We start from the raw sequence: 17024 nt of genomic DNA on the forward strand, positions 1-17024 counted from the left end.
AGCTCTATTGCGTTGTTCCCGGCGCCGCCGCGAACGGCGTGCCCGCATCGAATCTCGCTTTGGCCGGCAACGTATGCAGCTTCGTATCGCCGGTCGGATCCACCCAGGGCCACGGATGATTGCCGAAAAAGCCCGGCTTGGCGCTCAGATACAGCGACGCCGGGAGCGGCTGCGCCGCGAGGCCGTCGGTCCAGACCACCGTGCTGGTGAGATAGTCGAAATTGCCACCGCGGATCACCGTGGCCAGCGTCTTCGGGTCTGGCGCCATGGTCCATCGCTCCGGATCGTAACCAAGCATCCAGACGTTGCCGACACCGCCCTGCCCCCAAACCGCCGTGCCGACCTGCATCGAAGGATCGTCGTAGGTCCAACCGCTCATGTGTCCCGGCCGACCCAGCACGTTGCCGGCGAACGAATCCCACCACGAGCCATATGCGAGACCCACGGCTCGAATGCCTGAACGATCGACGAAGCGCTGGCGTTGCCCCGTGAGATGGTTGCGGAAAAAGGTCAGATAGATCGCGTTGCCATGGGTGTAGTCGCTGTCGGCATTGTGGGACAGATTGCCTTCGAACAGGACGTGATGGGCGCCGGCCATGTGCGATGCGTTGATGCCGACCTCGACCCAGCCGGGGTTGTCGAAATCGAACGAGTCGTCGACATAATTATAGCCGACGACGCTGCCGGCGCCGGACGACCGGAACACCATGTTCTTGCAGACGTCGACGAGGATGTTGTTCTCGATCAGGACCTCCGAGGAGCCCGCCGCCAGGCTGATCGCGTATCCGGCGCCGCCCGGCTGCGGCCACGAGCCGGTATGAATGTAGGAATCGCGGAGCTCGACCCGGAACGAATTATTGATCGCCACGCCCTCGCCGAGCCACTGCGTCACCTCGACGGATCTGGCCCAGGAGTAAGCGGCGGCTTCGAACCGCAACGCGCCGTCCGCTCCACCTACGATGCTCAGATCTTCGACGCCCACATTGGCAACGTGGATGTCGCGATGATTGGCGGCGTGGCGACCGCTGTTCGGGTCTGTGCTGTAGGGCGTGAGCTGCGCCTGGTGATCCCTGCGATAGCTGATCGTGAGCGGCGAGGTGAATGTCACCGCGCTCCCGGTCACCGAGGCGATCTCCTTGATTTCGGCGGTCGCCCGGTCGGCGCGGGCGAACCACGACATCGGCTTCGGCAGCACACCAGGGGTCTGGTCAAAGGGACCTCCGGCATTCGCCCCGCCATTGTCATCGCCCGGCTGAACCGGATCGTGCATGTTCCAGGCGACGCGATCGCCTTGCCAGACCTTCGCTCCCGCCGGAAAACCGGCAGGCGTCGCCTGCCACGATGCGCCTGAGACCTCGTCGAGCAGGACGAAATCGCCCGGCTTCATATTCGCGGCGCTGGCGAGGGTGACGGTCGACGTTCCCTGATCGCCGTCGGCCAGCAGGTTCTGCGACGCGCTGCTGTCGGGGCCATTGTTCCAGCGCGAAGGTCCGACGATGATGACAGGCTTGGGATCATAACTGTACGAGCTCGGGTCGACCGGCGTGAGGATTCCCTTCGTGCCGGCAATCACGGCTGACGTTCGTGCGCGTGCGCCGTTGGTTTTCACCAGCCTGGTCGCACCTGCGCCCGCGCCGCGCAGCGTGACCGGGCGACTGATCAAGAGCGGCTCGTTGACGATGAACGTACCGGGGTTGAGCATCACCACCCGGCCGGCGGGCGCAGCGTTCAAGGCGGCCTGGATCGCGCCGCTGTCGTCTCTCCCGCTCGGAGACAGCGTGCGATAGATGATGTTGCGGCTCGGAATACCGCCGGCTGACATCAACCCCGGATTCCAGGCGGCCAGGCGCTCCGCCGGCAGGAGACTGCCGGCCAATGCCGGCCGGATGGACGCGGCCGGCTCGGCGGCCTCGGCAGCTCCGCTGAGGATCAGCAGGGCAAGCGCGGCCGTGCAAAGCGCCCGGATGCCCACGGCATCGATCCGGCGCGACACCCGTGCAGACGACCGGGACGGAGCCTGAGTGCAACCGGGGATCACGAGGCGGACGCTATCCATGGGACCTTCTCGCAGGACCGACCACACATTGAAATGGCGCGCCGATCTAAAAACACCATGACTTTGACACGCGACATGACATAATATTAAATCACGATTTAATTTATTGAAAGGCGACCGGTGACTCCCCTGCTCGCAGCAGCTTTGCATCGGTCCTTCCATCTTCCGCAAGGGATTCGATACGTGACGCCATCGCGCCGCTACCTGCTCGTCTCGCCCTGCCGGGATGAGGGCCAGTACCTCCGCCGGACTCTCGACAGCGTCGCTGCGCAATCGGTGCCGCCGGCGCTATGGATCGTGGTGGACGACGGATCGACCGACGACACCCCCGCCATTCTCGAGGAGTACGCCCAGCGCCTGCCCTATCTGCGCGTGATCCGCCGCGCCGATCGCGGCGGACGCAAGGTCGGTCCTGGCGTGATCGAGGCGTTCTATTCCGGCCTGGAGACAGTGCGGCTGGAGGATTTCGACTATCTCTGCAAGCTCGACATGGACCTCGATCTGCCCGAGCGCTACTTCGAGCTGCTGATGGAGCGAATGGAGAGCGATCCGCGGGTCGGGACCACCTCAGGCAAGCCGTGGTTCGTCCACCCGCAGACCGGCGCCCTGGAGCCTGAGGTCTGCGGCGACGAGATGTCGGTCGGGATGACCAAGTTCTACCGCGTCGCCTGCTTCCAGGAGATCGGCGGCTTCGTGCGCCAGGTCATGTGGGACGGTATCGACTGCCACCGCTGCCGCATGCTCGGCTGGATCGCCGAGAGCATCGACACCGAAGCACTGCGCTTCATCCATCTGCGGCCGCAGGGCGCCAGTCACAAGGGCATCTGGACTGGACGCCTGCGGAAGGGCTTCGGCCAGTACTTCATGGGAACGTCGCCGCTGTACCAGTTCGCGGTGGCGGTCTATCACCTGCCGGCCTATCCGGCCTTGATCGGCAGCACAGCGATGCTGTGGGGCTATTTCCGGAGCTGGCTGGCGGGCCTGCCGCGCTACGACGATCTCGAGTTCCGGCGCTTCCTCCGCGCCTATCAGCACGCCTGCCTGCGCCTGGGCAAGCGCGCCGCGACGGCCCGGATCGATGCGGAGCGGGCTCAGCTCTGGCGGGCCAGCCACGCCGCAGCCGATACGCGATGACGCTCGGCGGACAGATCGCCGCGGTACTGACGCGAGAATTGCGAAGCTAGGTGTTTCTCCGACTCCATTTGGACAGCATGGCCAACATTCTCGAGTTCAGCCGCCGTCGTGATGCTTCCGCCGTGCCGCCGATGACGTCTGTCGACGGCGGTGGGACCGCGCCGATAGCGTCACACGGGATGAACGCTCATGGCAGCGCATCCCTGCTCATTCCATCACTCGACGGCATCCGCGCGCTGTCGGTGCTGATCGTGGTCCTGGGCCATTCCGGACTTCAGGCCATGGTACCCGGCGGCTTCGGCGTGACCATCTTCTTCTTCCTGAGCGGCTTCCTGATCTCCACGCTCATGCTCGCCGAGCATGAGCGCACCGGCGCGCTCGACGTTCCCAGCTTCTATGCTCGGCGCGTGTTCCGGCTGATGCCGCCTTTGCTGCTGTCCTTGGCGATCGCTTACGGTCTCACCGCCGCGGGCCTGCTGGACGGCGGAATGACCGCCAAGGGGCTGGCGGCCCAGGTCCTGTATTTCGCCAACTACTACGGCCTGTTCTTCGATCCAGGCAATACGGTTCCCGACGGCACCGGCATTCTGTGGTCCCTGGCGGTCGAAGAGCACTTCTACATCGTCTATCCCTTGCTGATGACCCTGCTGCTCGGATCGGTGCTGCGGCCGCGCACCATCGGCGCGCTGCTCGGGCTCGTCTGTCTCGGCGTCCTCGCCTGGCGCATCCATCTGGTGCACGCCCCGGAATTCTTCTCCGACCGCACCTATTACGCCTCGGACACCCGCATCGACTCGATCGCCTATGGCTGCATTCTGGCGCTGGTCATGAACCCGGTGCGGCAGCGCTCTTCCTCCGGACGGATGTCGGCGGCTCAATGGGCGCTGCTCGTCGGCGCAGCGGCGGCGCTGCTGGTCTCGCTGGTCTACCGTGATGCGGTGTTCCGGGAGACCGCCCGCTACAGCCTTCAGGGACTGGCACTGATGCCGTTGTTCTTCTTCGCGGTCCGCTTCGCCGACGCACCGCTGTTTCGTCATCTCAATCACGCCTGGGTGATGACGCTCGGCACCTATTCCTACGCGATCTATCTGATCCATAACGTCGTGATCCGAACGATCGACAAGAACTTGCCGGCGATCGGCGCCAAACCCTACATCCTGTTTCCGCTCGCGCTCCTGATCTCGGTCCTCTACGCGGCGGCCATCGAGCGCTTCATCGAGCCGTATTTCAAGCGGCTCCGGCACAAGTTCAGGCCGGTGCCTGCCGCAGGCCGAGCGCAGGATAAGTCCGGCGCAGACTGGCCGCTTGGCGACCGTCTCGTCGAGAGTGCGACGACACGCGCATCCTGAGCGCATCGGCCCTCGTCAACGCTCACCGGCTGCTGCAGCCGGCACCAGGAGCGCGTGCACGGCGCCCTTATGAACCGATCGGTGCACCCACCCGAACAAATGCGGCAAATTGTGCAATTCAATTTATTTAATCGCGCATTTAATACTCGACCCGAGCCAACGAATACTTTCGGGGGACGGGTGGATGCGGATCGCGAGCGCAGTTGCACGACGAATTCGACGAAATACGCTCGGTCCCCTGCCGGACGATCCGGCGCTGAGACCGTTGAGGTCACCGCTCCAGATCGATCTGTCGGGCAAGGTCGCGCTGGTCACGGGAGCGGCCGGAGAACTCGGCCGTCCGATCGCCCGGACGCTGGCGGCCTGTGGTGCCAAGGTCGCCATCCACTATCTGACGGCACGCGCTGCTGCCGAACGACTCTGCGATGAGCTGAACGAGCTTCAGCCGCAGCACGCGTGTACGATGTCGGGTGATGTTGCCGTGCTTGAAGATGTCCAGGCGATGCGCCGCATCGCCGAGAGCACGCTCGGCCCCGTCGACATCGTCGTGAACAATGCAGTGACATGGTTCGACGAACGTCCCGTCGTCGAGCAGACACCCGACCAGTTCGACAAGGTGTTTCGCTCCTCGGTCCTGCAGGCCTGGGCCACCGCGCGGGTGTTTTCCGGCCCCATGATCGAGCGAAAATGGGGACGCCTGATCTCTCTCGGCACGGAGATGACGAGCCTGGCTCTGCCCAACCGAGCGCCCTACACGGCAGCCAAATGCGCCACGGACGGCATGCTGCGGTCCCTGGCTCGGGAGCTCGGACCGCATGGCATCACGGTCAATCAGGTCGCCCCGGGCTGGGTCATCTCCGACAAGGACCGTCGTGACCGTGACGAGGTGCAGCCGCTCTACGAGCGGTCCGTGCCGCTCGGACGGCGCGGCTACGATCAGGACGTCGCCAACATGATCGCGTTTCTGGCTTCGGACCTCGCAGGCTTCGTGACCGGCGTTCGCGTGCCGGTGTGCGGCGGAAGCGTCATGCCGGAGGCCTGAGCACGCGCATCTGGCGCCGGCTCTTCTGATGTCGGACATCAGCGGAAGACGCGGTGACGGTGGCACCAACGCACGAACACATAGATCGACCATACGCGCGACCAATAGATCCCCGGAGCGCCATCGAGGAAGGCGCGCCAGAGGCGCTCCACGGCCGTGGGGTCCAGCCCCACCGGCGCAACGGCCTGCGGGTCCCGCAGGGTCCGGTCCATTGCATCCTGCAGGCCGCGCCGGATCCAGCGATCGAGCGGCAGCACGAAGCCGCTCTTCGGCCGGTCGAACAGCGACGGATCGAGGCCACGCAGGCCGATCCGCCTGAGCATCGCCTTGCTTCGCAGCGGCTGATAGCGCGTCGCATCGGGCAGCCGGTCGACGCTTTCGAACAGCACCTGATCGACCAGCGGCACCCGCTGCTCCAGCGAGGCCGCCATGCTCGCCACGTCATTGTCGCGCAGCAGACGCTCGCCCAGAAACAGGCGCTGCTCCATGACGCTGATCGCCGACAGCGGGGCGCGTGCGCGGGTCTCCGCGGTGATCTTCGCTCTCATCGCGGCCGGAAGCCCATCGCTCAGCGTATCGACGAGGTCCGGCGCGAGCAGCTCGCGCTGAAAACCGGGCAGGAACAGCGCATAGGCCATCTGGTAGAGCGCCAGAAGATCATCGCCGCGTCGAACCATCTCCGGGAGCTTGGCCCAGCGCGTCTGCGGCGCGACCGTCCCGCCCGAGGGTGACAGCATATTGGCAGCCAGCTTCGCCGCAGCAACCTTCAGGCCGGCCGGCACCCAGGCCGTATGCTTCGACCATTGCTGCAGGACCGGCAGGTCGCGAAACGACGTGTAGCCGCCGAACAGCTCGTCACCACCGGTACCCGACAGCGCCACCGTGAAGCCTGCGCCGCGGATGGCATGCGACATGTAGTAGGAGTTCAGGCCGTCGAAGGTCGGCTGGTCCAGGCTGTCGAGCGCCGCTTCGAGGTTGTCGACGAAGTGCTGCTCGGTCAGCACCACCTCGTGATGCTCGGTCCCGATCGCGGCGGCGATCTGCCGCGCGATCGGCCCCTCGTTCAGCTCCTGCTCCTCGAACGCCAGCGTGAAGGTGTGGATCCGGCTCTTGGCCGCACGCTGTGCCAGATTGGCCATGACCGAGGAATCGACGCCGCCCGAGAGAAACACCGCAAGCGGCACGTCGCTGGCGAGATGCAGCCTCAGCCCCTCCTCCAGGATCGCGGCAAGCTGATCCTCATCCATCGTCGGGTCCGGGGCGCGCTCGGGGATCGACCAGAAATCCTCGTCGCGGATGGTGTTGCCGACGCCGTCGAACGCGGTGAGATGGCCGGAAGACAGCAGCTCGACCCCCTTGACCGCCGTGCCGGGGCCGACCACGAAGCCGTTCCAGACGCCGCTGGCGACGGCCTGCGGATCGAGCTGGGGCCTGCCCAGAAGACCGGACGCCAGGAGAGCGCGCAGCTCGGATGCGAAGGCCACCGACCAGCCCGCATCGGGCTTCGACGCGCGGGCGACGTACAGCGGCTTGATGCCAAGGGGATCGCGCGCCAGCAGCAGCCGGCGCTCCTTCGGGTCCCAGCAGGCGAACGCAAACATGCCGCGCAACCAGGCCACCGCCTTTGGCCCATGCAGGCCGAGCGCGCGCAGCATCACCGCGGTATCGCCCGTCGAGCTGAACTGCTGGCCGTCGTTGACCAGACGCTGCCGCAGATCGGCAAAATTATAGATCTCGCCGTTGAAGACGATGACGTGCCCGGTGACCGGATCGATCATGGGCTGCACACCGGCGGGCGACAGATCGAGGATCGCGAGCCGGCGGTGCGCCAGCAGCGCGCCCCAGCCACGCTCGTCCGCGGCCGAGGCCCAAATTCCCCCGGCATCCGGACCGCGATGGAGCATGGCGTCGTTCATCCGCTGCAGCGCTGCGCGGTTGTCGTCGTCCACCCGTCCGATGATCCCAGCGATGCCACACATCAGAACAATCCGCTTGAGACGCGCGACGTCAAAATGGCGGACGCGGCCCTCAAATGGAAGCAGCCGTTCCAGACGACCAAGACGCCGGCGCTGCCGCCAAAGCCGGCAACGGACCATAGGTCCGCGCCAGACATTGTTCGTAGTCGAGCGGCGGCGTCCAGCCGAGCGTGTCCCTCAGCTTGCGATTGTCGAAGCGCAGCGGCTTGAGCATCGCGTCGAATTTCTTGGGCGTCAGGATCGCCGGCACTTTGGTCGCCCGCCTGAACACGGTCGCAAACGCCAGCCGTACGGTGCTGCTGGCGAGCCAATGCGGGATGGGCAACCGGAGGCCGCGCTCGCCGGTGCCGCGCATGTAGTCTGACAGATAAGTCCAGACCCGCTCGCCGGGACCGTCGACGACGTTCAGCGTCTGGCCGATCGCCCGCGGATCTGCGGCGGCCAGCGCGAAGACATCGGCGCAGTTCTCGACGTGGGTCATGGGGATGCGGGTCAGCGGCCCGATCACGACGTGGTGGCGCCCGATCTGCTGGCCGAGCGCCGCAAGATAGCCGTGACCGCGTCCCCAGATGAAGCCGGGACGTAGGACGGTGAGGTCCCAGCCGTGCTTCTCGACGTAACGGCGTGTCACCCGCTCCTGCCACCATTTGGCGACGGTGTAGCCGCCGCGGGTGTAGACATCAGGTGTCTGCTGGAGCGGTGCGCTTTCGTCGAGGATATCGCGCGTCGCCGTGTAGTCGTACACCGAGAAGCTGCTGCACAGCACGAGCCGGCGGCAGGCGCTGCCCGCCATCGCCTCGAGCAGCCGCTCGGTGCCGCCTACCGTGCCGGCGAATTGCGCATCCTCGCCGCCGGCGACCACCGCCGCCAGATGGATCAGCACATCCACATTCTCGAACGCGCGAACAAGGTCGCGCGAGGTGCGCAGGTCGGCCCTGACGATGTCGACCGACGACGGCCAGCCCAGCGCGTCAACGCGCGTCGCCGGACGCACCATGGCGCGAACCTCGATGCCGCGGGCCAGCAGCGCATCGACGACATGCCGGCCGAGAAACCCGTTGGCGCCCGTGACCAGGGCTTTCATATCGCCAGCTTCCTCATGTCCGCCTGCTCCGTCGGCTTCATCGCTTCGACCATCCGATTGACGGCCAGGACGTCCTCCATCGTGATCGGCAAGGCCGTTCCCGAGCCTAGCGCCTGATAGGTGCGTGCCAGGCACTCCCACAGCCCCTCATAGGCGCCTGGGCCCTTGAACTTGCGCAGCAGGGTCGACAGCGCCGCGCGGCGGATGTCGCGGCCCTCGTCCAGTCCGCTGAAGAACGGGCGCAGCGGCTTCGGCACGTTGCGGGGGCCGTCGAACGTCAGCCGCGTCTCGAACAGATTGGCGGTCGCCTGCATCCGCTCGCCATAGACCCGCAGCCAGAACGCGTCGGGCTGAGTGCTCGCGCTGAAGCCGAGCGTCGCCGTGCCACGCTCGGCCTCGACGACGCTGCGAAACTCGTCGAACGGAAGCGGCGACGGCTTGCGCTTGCTCCAGACGGTATGCGCGTTGCGATGCGGGCCGACGAATGCATGTGACAGCGAGGCGAGATGCGGCAGGAAGTCGGCGATCGCACCGCCCGCAAGGCTGAGCGCCGGATGCGGCGAGTTCGGATCGGCAAAACCGTCGGGACCGAGGATGTCGAGGCAGATCTGCACGTCGACATGGGTGACGGCGCCGAACTCGCCGGTCTCGATGCGACGCAGGATCTCCTGCGGTGCCCGGTTGAAGACGTAGTTGTAGTCCTCGACGACATGGCGGCCGGTCTGCTTGGCGCGCAACGTCAGGGTCTGCAGCTCGTCGAATGTCGAGGTCGCGGGCTTCTCCACGATCACATGCGCGCCGGCCTCGAGCGCGTCCATCGCCAGCCGAAAATGCGAGGTCGGTGGCGTCGTCACATGCACCACATCGGGCCGGACAGTCTGCAGCATCGCACGATGATCGGTGAACCAGGACGGAATGGCGTAACGCTCGGCTGCGGCCTCCGCCGTCGCCGGCGACAGATCGCAGATGCCGGCCAGTTGAACGCCCGGCAAACTGTTGAGACAGGCCAGATGCTGGCGGGCGATCTGCCCTGCCCCGATGAGCGCGGCCTTCATCACGATCTTGTCTCCAGGATCTCGCAGTAGAAATCTTCAAGCGCCTGAGCCGCCGAGCTCCAGGCATACTTCTCGACCGCCACCTGCCGCGCCGCGCCGCCGATCCGCGCCGCGAGATCGGGCTCGGCCAGCAACCGATCGACCGCATCCGCAAAGGCGTCGGGCTCGTCTGCGATGAGGATGTCGCGCCTGGGCATGGCCTCGATGCCCTCGGCACCCAGGCTGGTCGAGACGATCGCCTTGCCCATCGCCATGGCCTCGACGATCTTCAGCCGCGTGCCGCCACCGAGCCGCAGCGGGACGATCACCGCCGCGGCCGCGGCGAGGTGCGGCCGCAGGTCCGGCACGAAGCCGGTCAGCTCGATCCGCGGCCCGGCCAGCGCCGTCAATGCCGGCGGCGGCCGTCCGCCGATGATCTTGCAGCGCGCATCCGGGTGCCGGGCGGCGATACGAGGCCAGATGTCGTGTACGAAATGCGTGACCGCATCGATGTTCGGCACCGTCGACAGCAGGCCGAAATAGACCAGCGTCCGGCCGTCGGGCGCGGGGTCGGTGCTGCGCGGCTGATAGAAGTCGATATCGGCGGCGTTGGGAATGACCGCAGTGCGGGCGTTCGGAACGTCGTCATGCAGACGCTTCTCGTCGTCCGCGCTGCAGAGATAAACGCCATCGGCTTCGCGATAGGCCGCGATCTCCTCGCGGCGCAGCTTGCGCCAGTTCGCACCGGCGTAGAGCCGGCGGCCCAGACTCGCGCCCGTGGCGGCGAACTGCCGCGCCAGGTCATAGGCGATCTCATGCGAGTCCACGATCAGCCGCGGCGGCGACGCGCCGGCCGGCGCCTGACGGAACAGGCAGTGGCCGAGATAGGGAAATTCGAGATTGACGATGTCGAACGGTGTCGTCCGCAGCACCCGATCCAGCGCCCGCTGCAGCTCCGGCAGGGCCACGCGCAGCCGATCGAAACTACGCAACGAGACCAGCGAGCGCAGCTGCAGCAGCCGCTTCGCCAGACCGTCACGGCCGTAGGGGTTCGGCACCAGCACCACGTCGCGGCAATAGGCCTGCATGGCCCGCCGACACTCGTCGATGTCGAAGGCGTCATCGACCAGCGTCACCGCCGTGAGGTCGTGGCGGCGCGCGAGCTGGGTCATCAGCCCGTGCATGCGCGCCTGTGCCCCGAACCGCGGCGGGCTCGCCGGCATGTGCGAGACGCTGAGGATGCTGAGCCGCCGTCGGTCGGCGAAACCGGCTGCGGACCATTCGGGTTCGCGCTGCGCCGATGGCGCAGGATCCGCCTCCATCACATCCAAGTCCGGGTGGTTGTCGCTGGCCATGACCATTTAAAGCATTTAAATCACGGGATGTTTTATATGGGGTATTCAATGATTGCGATAGTTAATCGCGACGTGCGGTGCTGTCCGAGCCTCCTTTCGCTCCCTCTCAGCGCTTGCCGGCGAAATCCTGCACGATCGTACCTGCGATCCTGAGCGGCTCGCGGACCCGAAACACGCCGACGACGATCGCGAGATAGAGACAGCCGCAGAAGCACCCGGACAGGAACATGCGCAGGAGGACGGGATAGGCCCCTAGAAGCGCGGCTTGCAGCCACCAGCCGGCAGCTGCAGTCGCGACGGCGCCGATGGTCTGCGGTCCGACGGCCCGGATCACGACCTCCGCACCGATGCCGATCGGACGTCCGGCGTACATGACCGACGGCAGGGCGATCAGCGAGTATCCGACCACGACGCCCCAGGCCACGCCGACCGGCCCAAATGGCAGCCCCACCAGCACCGCAACGACCTGCGCGACGAGCGAGATGATCCCCCAGGTCTGCCACCGGTCCGCCCGTCCGAGCGACAGATGCAGCCAGCCCTGCGAGCCCTCGACGACGTGCGAAATGCCGCGCAGCGCGATGATGCTGAGCAGCGCTCCCGCAGCCTGCCACTTCTGCCCGAGCAGGACGACGGTCAGGTCCTCGGCGGTGACGGAGAGGATCGCCGCCGCCGGCATCACGAAGAAGGCCAGGATCGAGAGCGCCGCCTCGTACTTCTGCCGCAGCGCGACCGGATTGGTCTGCAGCTTGCTGAGCGCCGAGCTTCCCACCGCATGCGTCTGATTGAGCGCCGCATAGATCGAGTTGTCGTACAGGTTCATCGCATTCTGGTAGTACCCGACCTGATCGGGCCGGTAGAGCAGACCGAGCGCGATCCGGTCCACCGCCCGTGACAACGTATAGGCCACGGTGAATCCGACCACGTGGAGGCCAAAACGCACCATCGATCGCACCTCGGCGTCGAACACCGGCGCGCTGGGCCGCCAACGGCATGCCGACCACGCGGCGACCACGACGCAGATCGATGTCACGACGGGGCGAATGACCAGCGCCCAATAGCCGTAGCCCTCGAACGCCATGGCGACGGCGGCAACCGTCCCCGCCAGCGTGCCGAACAGCTGGATCCGACCGATGCGGCCGAATTGCAACGTGCGCCGGAGCAGCGCCATGTGCTGATTGGTCAGCCCGGACAGCACGAAGGTGATCGCGACGCAGAGCGCGATCGGCTCCAGTCTCGGATCACCGTAGACCCAGGCAATCAGCGGACTGGATGCAGCGACGACGATCGCCACCGCCGCGCCGATGCCGGTGCTGACCCAGAACAGGCCGCTGACCTGGGCCGGTGTGATCCTGCTGCGCTGGGCGGTGGCGTCGAGCAGGCCGAAGTCGATGAGGAGCGGCGCGAAGCTCGTCAGCACGGTGATGATGGCGACGAGCCCGAAATCCTCCGGCGCGAGCAGCCGGGCCAGCACGATGGCCGCTCCGATCTGGAGCACGGCATTGCCGTATTGGATGACGATGGAAATCAGGCCGCCGCGCAACGCGCGGCGTCCGAGATCGTTCAACTCCCGATGTTCCTCGAAATAGGCGGCGACGGCTTCCGACATCTTCGTTCAATCGCTTTCAAACATTGCAACCAACTTTCCTATTCCCAGTCACGGCCAAACAGATCCGTACAGGGCAATGAAACATCCGATCGTCGAAATGCAGCCGGTATAAAATCGTCTGCAGCCGAAACATGGGCCGCCGGGGCGCGATGACGCCAATTTGTGGCGGAGAAACGGATTGAAACATCACTGCGCCAACAATGCCGGCTCGCGATCTAATTCATGCTCGCGCGCCACCCCCGGACCGGCCGCCATCTCGGCCAGCCTCTTCAGCCGATCCTTGCGTGCAGCGACGCCCGGCATCGGCTGCAGACCCGTGGCCTCCAGGATCGTCTCCCACCGATACACCCAGTCGTGCCGCATCAAGGTCTGGGCCATGCCGCTTCGCCGCATCCGGTCCTGCCGGACCGGGTCACCGTCCAGCTCCCTGATGACCCGGTCGATGTCGGGCGACGTGTGCGGCACGTCGACCATCGCCTCGGGCCAGTCGAACAACCGCGGAAAGAGTTCGTTGTCGGGACGCTCACCGAGCATGATGGCTCCCGATGCCGCGCCCTCGAAATACCGGTAGCCGAACTCGACCTGCCGCCCGGTCTCCTGCGGCTCGTCGAACTTGCCGGGATTGACCAGAAAATACCTGCTCCTCTTGGCGAGGTTTGCCATCTGGGCCCGGTGTTCCCGGAGGTCGATGGCCTGGCTGCCGCCGATCGTGTCGTGGAGATAGAACAGGCCGCTGTCCCGCGCCATCGCGAGCAACGTTTGGTGCGTGACGCGGGAGCGGCGCCCCATGCTGAAGACGTCGATGACCCTTTCGGGGGGATCGGGATAGGGACAAAAGCGGATCGCGTCGATGGCGAGCGGGAGATGCACGCAAGCCTGGCCGATCTCCTCGCTGAGCGGCTGCACCGTACTGATCTGGAACGGCATCACGACGTCGAACTTGGCGAGTATCTTCAGGAAATGCCGGTGCTTGGCGATCTCCTTCACCCATAGCTCGTCCAGCAGACACACCGAGGTCCTGGACGCACCTCTCAGATCCTCGATCGCATCGAACATGATCAGGTCCTGCGGGAATCCACAGATCGCGAACAGAACGTCGTATTGCTGCCGCGGCTGGATCCGCGCGATCCCAGGATTCAACAGCACGGGCGCGTGGTAGCCCAGCCGGGTGGCGAAGCTCGCCCGTCTGCGCGACGGATCGAGCTCGGGCGCGAACAGCTCGGCGGAATCGACCTCGCAGATGATGTCCTCGAACTCGACGTGGGGGCCGCGATTGAGCGCCTTACCGAAGATGTTTCGGAGTGAAAAAACGGCGATGCGGGGCTTGCCCGGTTGCGAACTCATGACGCCTCACTCTGGTCTTGTCGGCTCACATGCTCCGGTGCTGACGGAGAGGGCGATGACGTTACGATAACGAGGCCGGCGTCCAGCGCGATCCGTGCGGCGGCCTCGATTCGCGCGAACGGAACGTCGGCCCGGACTGCCATGTCGAGCAGGCTGTGCCTGCCATCCGCCAGATTGAGGACCCAGAGGAGGTCCATCTGCGTCGCGCCACCTGCCTCGCGCTGACCGGCAATCGCGCGATACAGACCACGCCGTCCCAGTTGCGGCTCCCCTCGCCCATCGACGCGCTCGTAGATGCAGTCACGATCGAGCAGATCCAGCACCTCCTCGATGACGGCGTAGGATTGGTCGAGACAGTCCGGCTTGACGAAATTCAGATTGTCGGCCGAGGTGTGATATTCGGGGAATGTGCCGTGCACGCCGCGCATCAGGCACCCGACCGGTAGATCGAATCCCGGTGAGCAGAACTGCCGCTCGTCATATCCATAGGGACTGAATGGCAGAATCTCGTGAGGATGCCCTGATTGCTTCAGGACATGCGCGACGACGCGATCGATGGTCGCGCCCCGCCGGCTTTGCTTGTAGTGAAATCCACTGGGGTCGCCGAGACAGGTGAGGACGAGGCCGTGTTCGACACGGTCGAGATCCCGCTCGTTGCGATCGAGCCATGCAAGCGCGCCGATCGTTGCCGGCAGGAATAGAAATCGGTACCCGAGCCGGCGGGGCCGTTGCGCTTGCCGCATCGCCAGCGCCGTCATGACGGCAATCCCTGAGAGATTGTCGTTGGCGAGGCTCGGATGGCAGACGTGGCAGGTGATCAGGACTTCCTTGTCCGTCTGTCCGGGGACGAAGAATTCGCCGTAGGTCAACGATCCCTGCAAGAGCTCGCTGTCGATCTCGACGTGGTAGCTGTCGTCCGTCATCTCCCGCCAGAGACGATCCGGCAGGCAAAACCCCCAATCGTCGGCATAATAGCCGGTCCGGTATGGAATGAGATCAGGCTGCTCCGGCAAGGTATGAACGTGCTTCGCAAGCTCAGCGCGGCTGAGCACCGCCTGGACCGGCCTGCTGTAGCCCATCACATGCAGATTGCTGTCGGCGAAGTCGACGAGACGGCGACCGGACAGGGTCGAGATCGTCGCGCGACGAATGTTCCACTCCGCCGGCACATGCCAGTCGAGGACGGGCGTTCCGGACGGCACCTCGTGAATCACGAGGTCGACATAGCGTGAGACGATCTCGAGCGTCTGACGGACCCCAGCTCCCGTGAGGCTACGGTTGATTGGAAACAGCTCCGTAATCAGATCATGGAGATCGATCGCCGGCGCCCGCGGCCCAATCGATGATGTGAGGATGTCCAGCATGACCTGCGAACCTTGCATCATCCGTCAGGCCGATGCCTGCGCGGCATCGGCTGCGAGACCGCCTGTCGCCAGCGGCACGATCGTCGGCTGATAGATCAGATGATCGCGGGGCGCCTCGACCTGATCATACGGCGCGACGACCTCCTCAGGCAGCCGCGCGAGATCGGTCACCCGCAGGAAATCGCGCAGGTTCGTGCCCGTCGACTCCGAGTCGACGTTGACGGCGCCGCGCCTGCCGCTGACGTCGGCAAAATGCACGGTACGGAAATCGATGCTGAACCGCGTCACGCCCGAGGTATTCGGCACCGACGAATGCAGATGCGATCCGGAGAAGATCGTGACACCGCCGCTCGGCGCGATCACCCGGATCTGCGGATCCAGTGCAATCTCCTGCTCCGGCTTCGGCTGCACCCGTGTATCGGTCTTGATGTGCTGCGCCGCCGATGCCCGCGAGGTCCGGTTCCACTCGTAATAGTTATAGTTTCTGGAGCCGTTCTTGATCGCTTCGTCGAAATAGCGCGGGTGGAATGCAAGGCCGTTGTCTGGCGCGATGTCATACACCGGCAGCCACCAGTTGAGCTGGCACGGCGGCGCCGAGTACCAGGTGTCGCGATGAGGGTGGAATGCGAATGCGATCCCGGTGGTGAGATAGTCATCGCTCGTTGCCGACCGCAGCCGCGGCACGTCGAAATAGGTCAGCTCGGGATCGCAGCCAAGCTCGCGGAGCGCTCCCTGCACCAGCTCCTTCGACCGGGCGTGATGAATGAAGAATGGCTTCAGCCTGACGAGAATCTCGACGTAGCGCTCGACAGGAAGCTCGAATTGCGCCGTCCGCGGATCGTAAGGATGAAACGCCTCCTCGATCAGCTCCCTGGCAAACGCGACCAGCGCATCGAGCGAGGGCGTCGGCGAGTACAGGAACAGCGCACCCTCGTACAGTTTCTGGCGCCGCTCGTGATCGGGCATGATGGCATCAACGAAAATGTTCGTCATTCCGTGATCCTCCTCGACAAATAGTCAGAACCTTCGAGGCGATCGGGCCGCTCCGGGGCCGCCAGATTCCTCCCCCAAGACACCGAGCTGCCGTCATGCTGCTTCACCACAGCTCCCGCTCAGCAAGCGAGGGCCAGGCGGCATCCTTGGCCGACAACACCGTCACCGGCTGCGGCCATCGGATGCCGATCATCGGATCGTCGTGCCGGAAACCGTCCGAGAGCTCCTCGACATAGTCCTCACCCATCAGATACTCGACCGTCACGTCGTCGGTCAGCGTCTGGAAGCCATGGGCAAAGCCCGCGGGGACGTAGAGCATCCGCGCCGTCGAGGGACCGAGCTCACAGGCATAGACCTCGCCGCGCGTCGCAGAATCCGGTCTGATGTCGACGATGACGTCATGGATCAAGCCGGCGCTGCAGCGGACGATCTTGGCGTCGGGCTTCGGCGCGCGCTGGAAATGCATGCCGCGGACGGTGCCGCGGAGACGGGTCACCGAGCTGTTGCCCTGCACCGGGATAAACGCGACGCCCTGCTCCGCAAAGGTCTTCGCGCACCAAGTCCGCGTGAAGCTGCCGCGCTCGTCGGAGCGAACGGTAAGCTCGATCAGCCGCGCATCCGACCGTCCCAGCTGGACAAACCTCATGGCTCAAAACTCTTCGCGCAATCGTGCGGCAATGCCCTGCT

At 65.3% G+C, this 17024-nt stretch carries 13 protein-coding genes; 3 read left to right on the forward strand and 10 right to left on the reverse strand.

Annotation, left to right across the window (positions count from 1 at the left end):
- Positions 1 to 4 precede the first annotated feature (4 nt).
- Complete coding sequence (locus QX051_RS17665; protein ID WP_315777007.1) at positions 5 to 2329, reverse strand: glycosyl hydrolase family 28-related protein; 2325 nt, start codon at positions 2327 to 2329, stop codon at positions 5 to 7.
- Here QX051_RS17665 and QX051_RS17670 point away from each other — a divergent pair.
- From QX051_RS17670 to QX051_RS17680, 3 genes are all read left to right on the forward strand, one after another.
- On the forward strand, positions 2240 to 3190 hold the full coding sequence (locus QX051_RS17670) for a glycosyltransferase (RefSeq protein WP_315777008.1): 951 nt from the start codon (positions 2240 to 2242) through the stop codon (positions 3188 to 3190). The two genes, QX051_RS17665 and QX051_RS17670, sit on opposite strands and share 90 nt — an antisense overlap.
- A gap of 179 nt (positions 3191 to 3369) precedes the next feature.
- Entirely contained in the window at positions 3370 to 4539 is a 1170-nt protein-coding gene (locus QX051_RS17675) for an acyltransferase (protein ID WP_315777009.1), read from the forward strand.
- A 265-nt stretch (positions 4540 to 4804) separates the two neighbouring features.
- On the forward strand, positions 4805 to 5581 hold the full coding sequence (locus QX051_RS17680; protein WP_315739490.1) for an SDR family NAD(P)-dependent oxidoreductase: 777 nt from the start codon (positions 4805 to 4807) through the stop codon (positions 5579 to 5581).
- 38 nt (positions 5582 to 5619) lie between these two features.
- Here the strand turns inward: QX051_RS17680 and asnB are convergent, their stop codons facing one another.
- The 9 genes from asnB to QX051_RS17725 form a co-directional block, all read right to left on the reverse strand.
- Positions 5620 to 7560 carry an asparagine synthase (glutamine-hydrolyzing) gene (gene asnB, locus QX051_RS17685; RefSeq protein ID WP_315777010.1) on the reverse strand — a complete coding sequence of 647 codons (1941 nt, stop codon included), beginning with the start codon at positions 7558 to 7560 and terminating at the stop codon, positions 5620 to 5622.
- Positions 7561 to 7609: 49 nt separating this feature from the next.
- Entirely contained in the window at positions 7610 to 8641 is a 1032-nt protein-coding gene (locus QX051_RS17690) for an NAD(P)-dependent oxidoreductase (protein WP_315777012.1), read from the reverse strand.
- Entirely contained in the window at positions 8638 to 9696 is a 1059-nt protein-coding gene (locus QX051_RS17695; protein ID WP_315777013.1) for a Gfo/Idh/MocA family oxidoreductase, read from the reverse strand. The genes QX051_RS17690 and QX051_RS17695 overlap by 4 nt, the downstream gene beginning before the upstream one ends.
- Positions 9696 to 10997 carry a glycosyltransferase family 4 protein gene (locus tag QX051_RS17700; RefSeq protein WP_315777014.1) on the reverse strand — a complete coding sequence of 434 codons (1302 nt, stop codon included), beginning with the start codon at positions 10995 to 10997 and terminating at the stop codon, positions 9696 to 9698. The genes QX051_RS17695 and QX051_RS17700 overlap by 1 nt, the downstream gene beginning before the upstream one ends.
- A gap of 139 nt (positions 10998 to 11136) precedes the next feature.
- On the reverse strand, positions 11137 to 12636 hold the full coding sequence (locus QX051_RS17705; RefSeq protein WP_315777015.1) for a lipopolysaccharide biosynthesis protein: 1500 nt from the start codon (positions 12634 to 12636) through the stop codon (positions 11137 to 11139).
- Positions 12637 to 12822: 186 nt separating this feature from the next.
- Positions 12823 to 13980, reverse strand: coding sequence for a glycosyltransferase (locus QX051_RS17710; RefSeq protein ID WP_315739482.1), 1158 nt, complete (start codon positions 13978 to 13980; stop codon positions 12823 to 12825).
- Positions 13977 to 15344, reverse strand: coding sequence for a DUF4910 domain-containing protein (locus QX051_RS17715; RefSeq protein ID WP_315739481.1), 1368 nt, complete (start codon positions 15342 to 15344; stop codon positions 13977 to 13979). Before QX051_RS17715 ends, QX051_RS17710 begins: the two co-directional genes overlap by 4 nt.
- A 24-nt stretch (positions 15345 to 15368) precedes the next feature.
- Positions 15369 to 16337: a phytanoyl-CoA dioxygenase family protein gene (locus QX051_RS17720; RefSeq protein ID WP_315739479.1), complete on the reverse strand. Its 969-nt coding sequence runs from the start codon at positions 16335 to 16337 to the stop codon at positions 15369 to 15371.
- 103 nt (positions 16338 to 16440) lie between these two features.
- Positions 16441 to 16983 carry a dTDP-4-dehydrorhamnose 3,5-epimerase gene (locus QX051_RS17725; protein WP_315739478.1) on the reverse strand — a complete coding sequence of 181 codons (543 nt, stop codon included), beginning with the start codon at positions 16981 to 16983 and terminating at the stop codon, positions 16441 to 16443.
- Between the last annotated feature and the right edge of the window lie 41 nt (positions 16984 to 17024).

It is taken from the genome of Bradyrhizobium sp. SZCCHNR1053, from assembly GCF_032381235.1.
Taxonomy (GTDB): Bacteria; Pseudomonadota; Alphaproteobacteria; order Rhizobiales; family Xanthobacteraceae; genus Bradyrhizobium.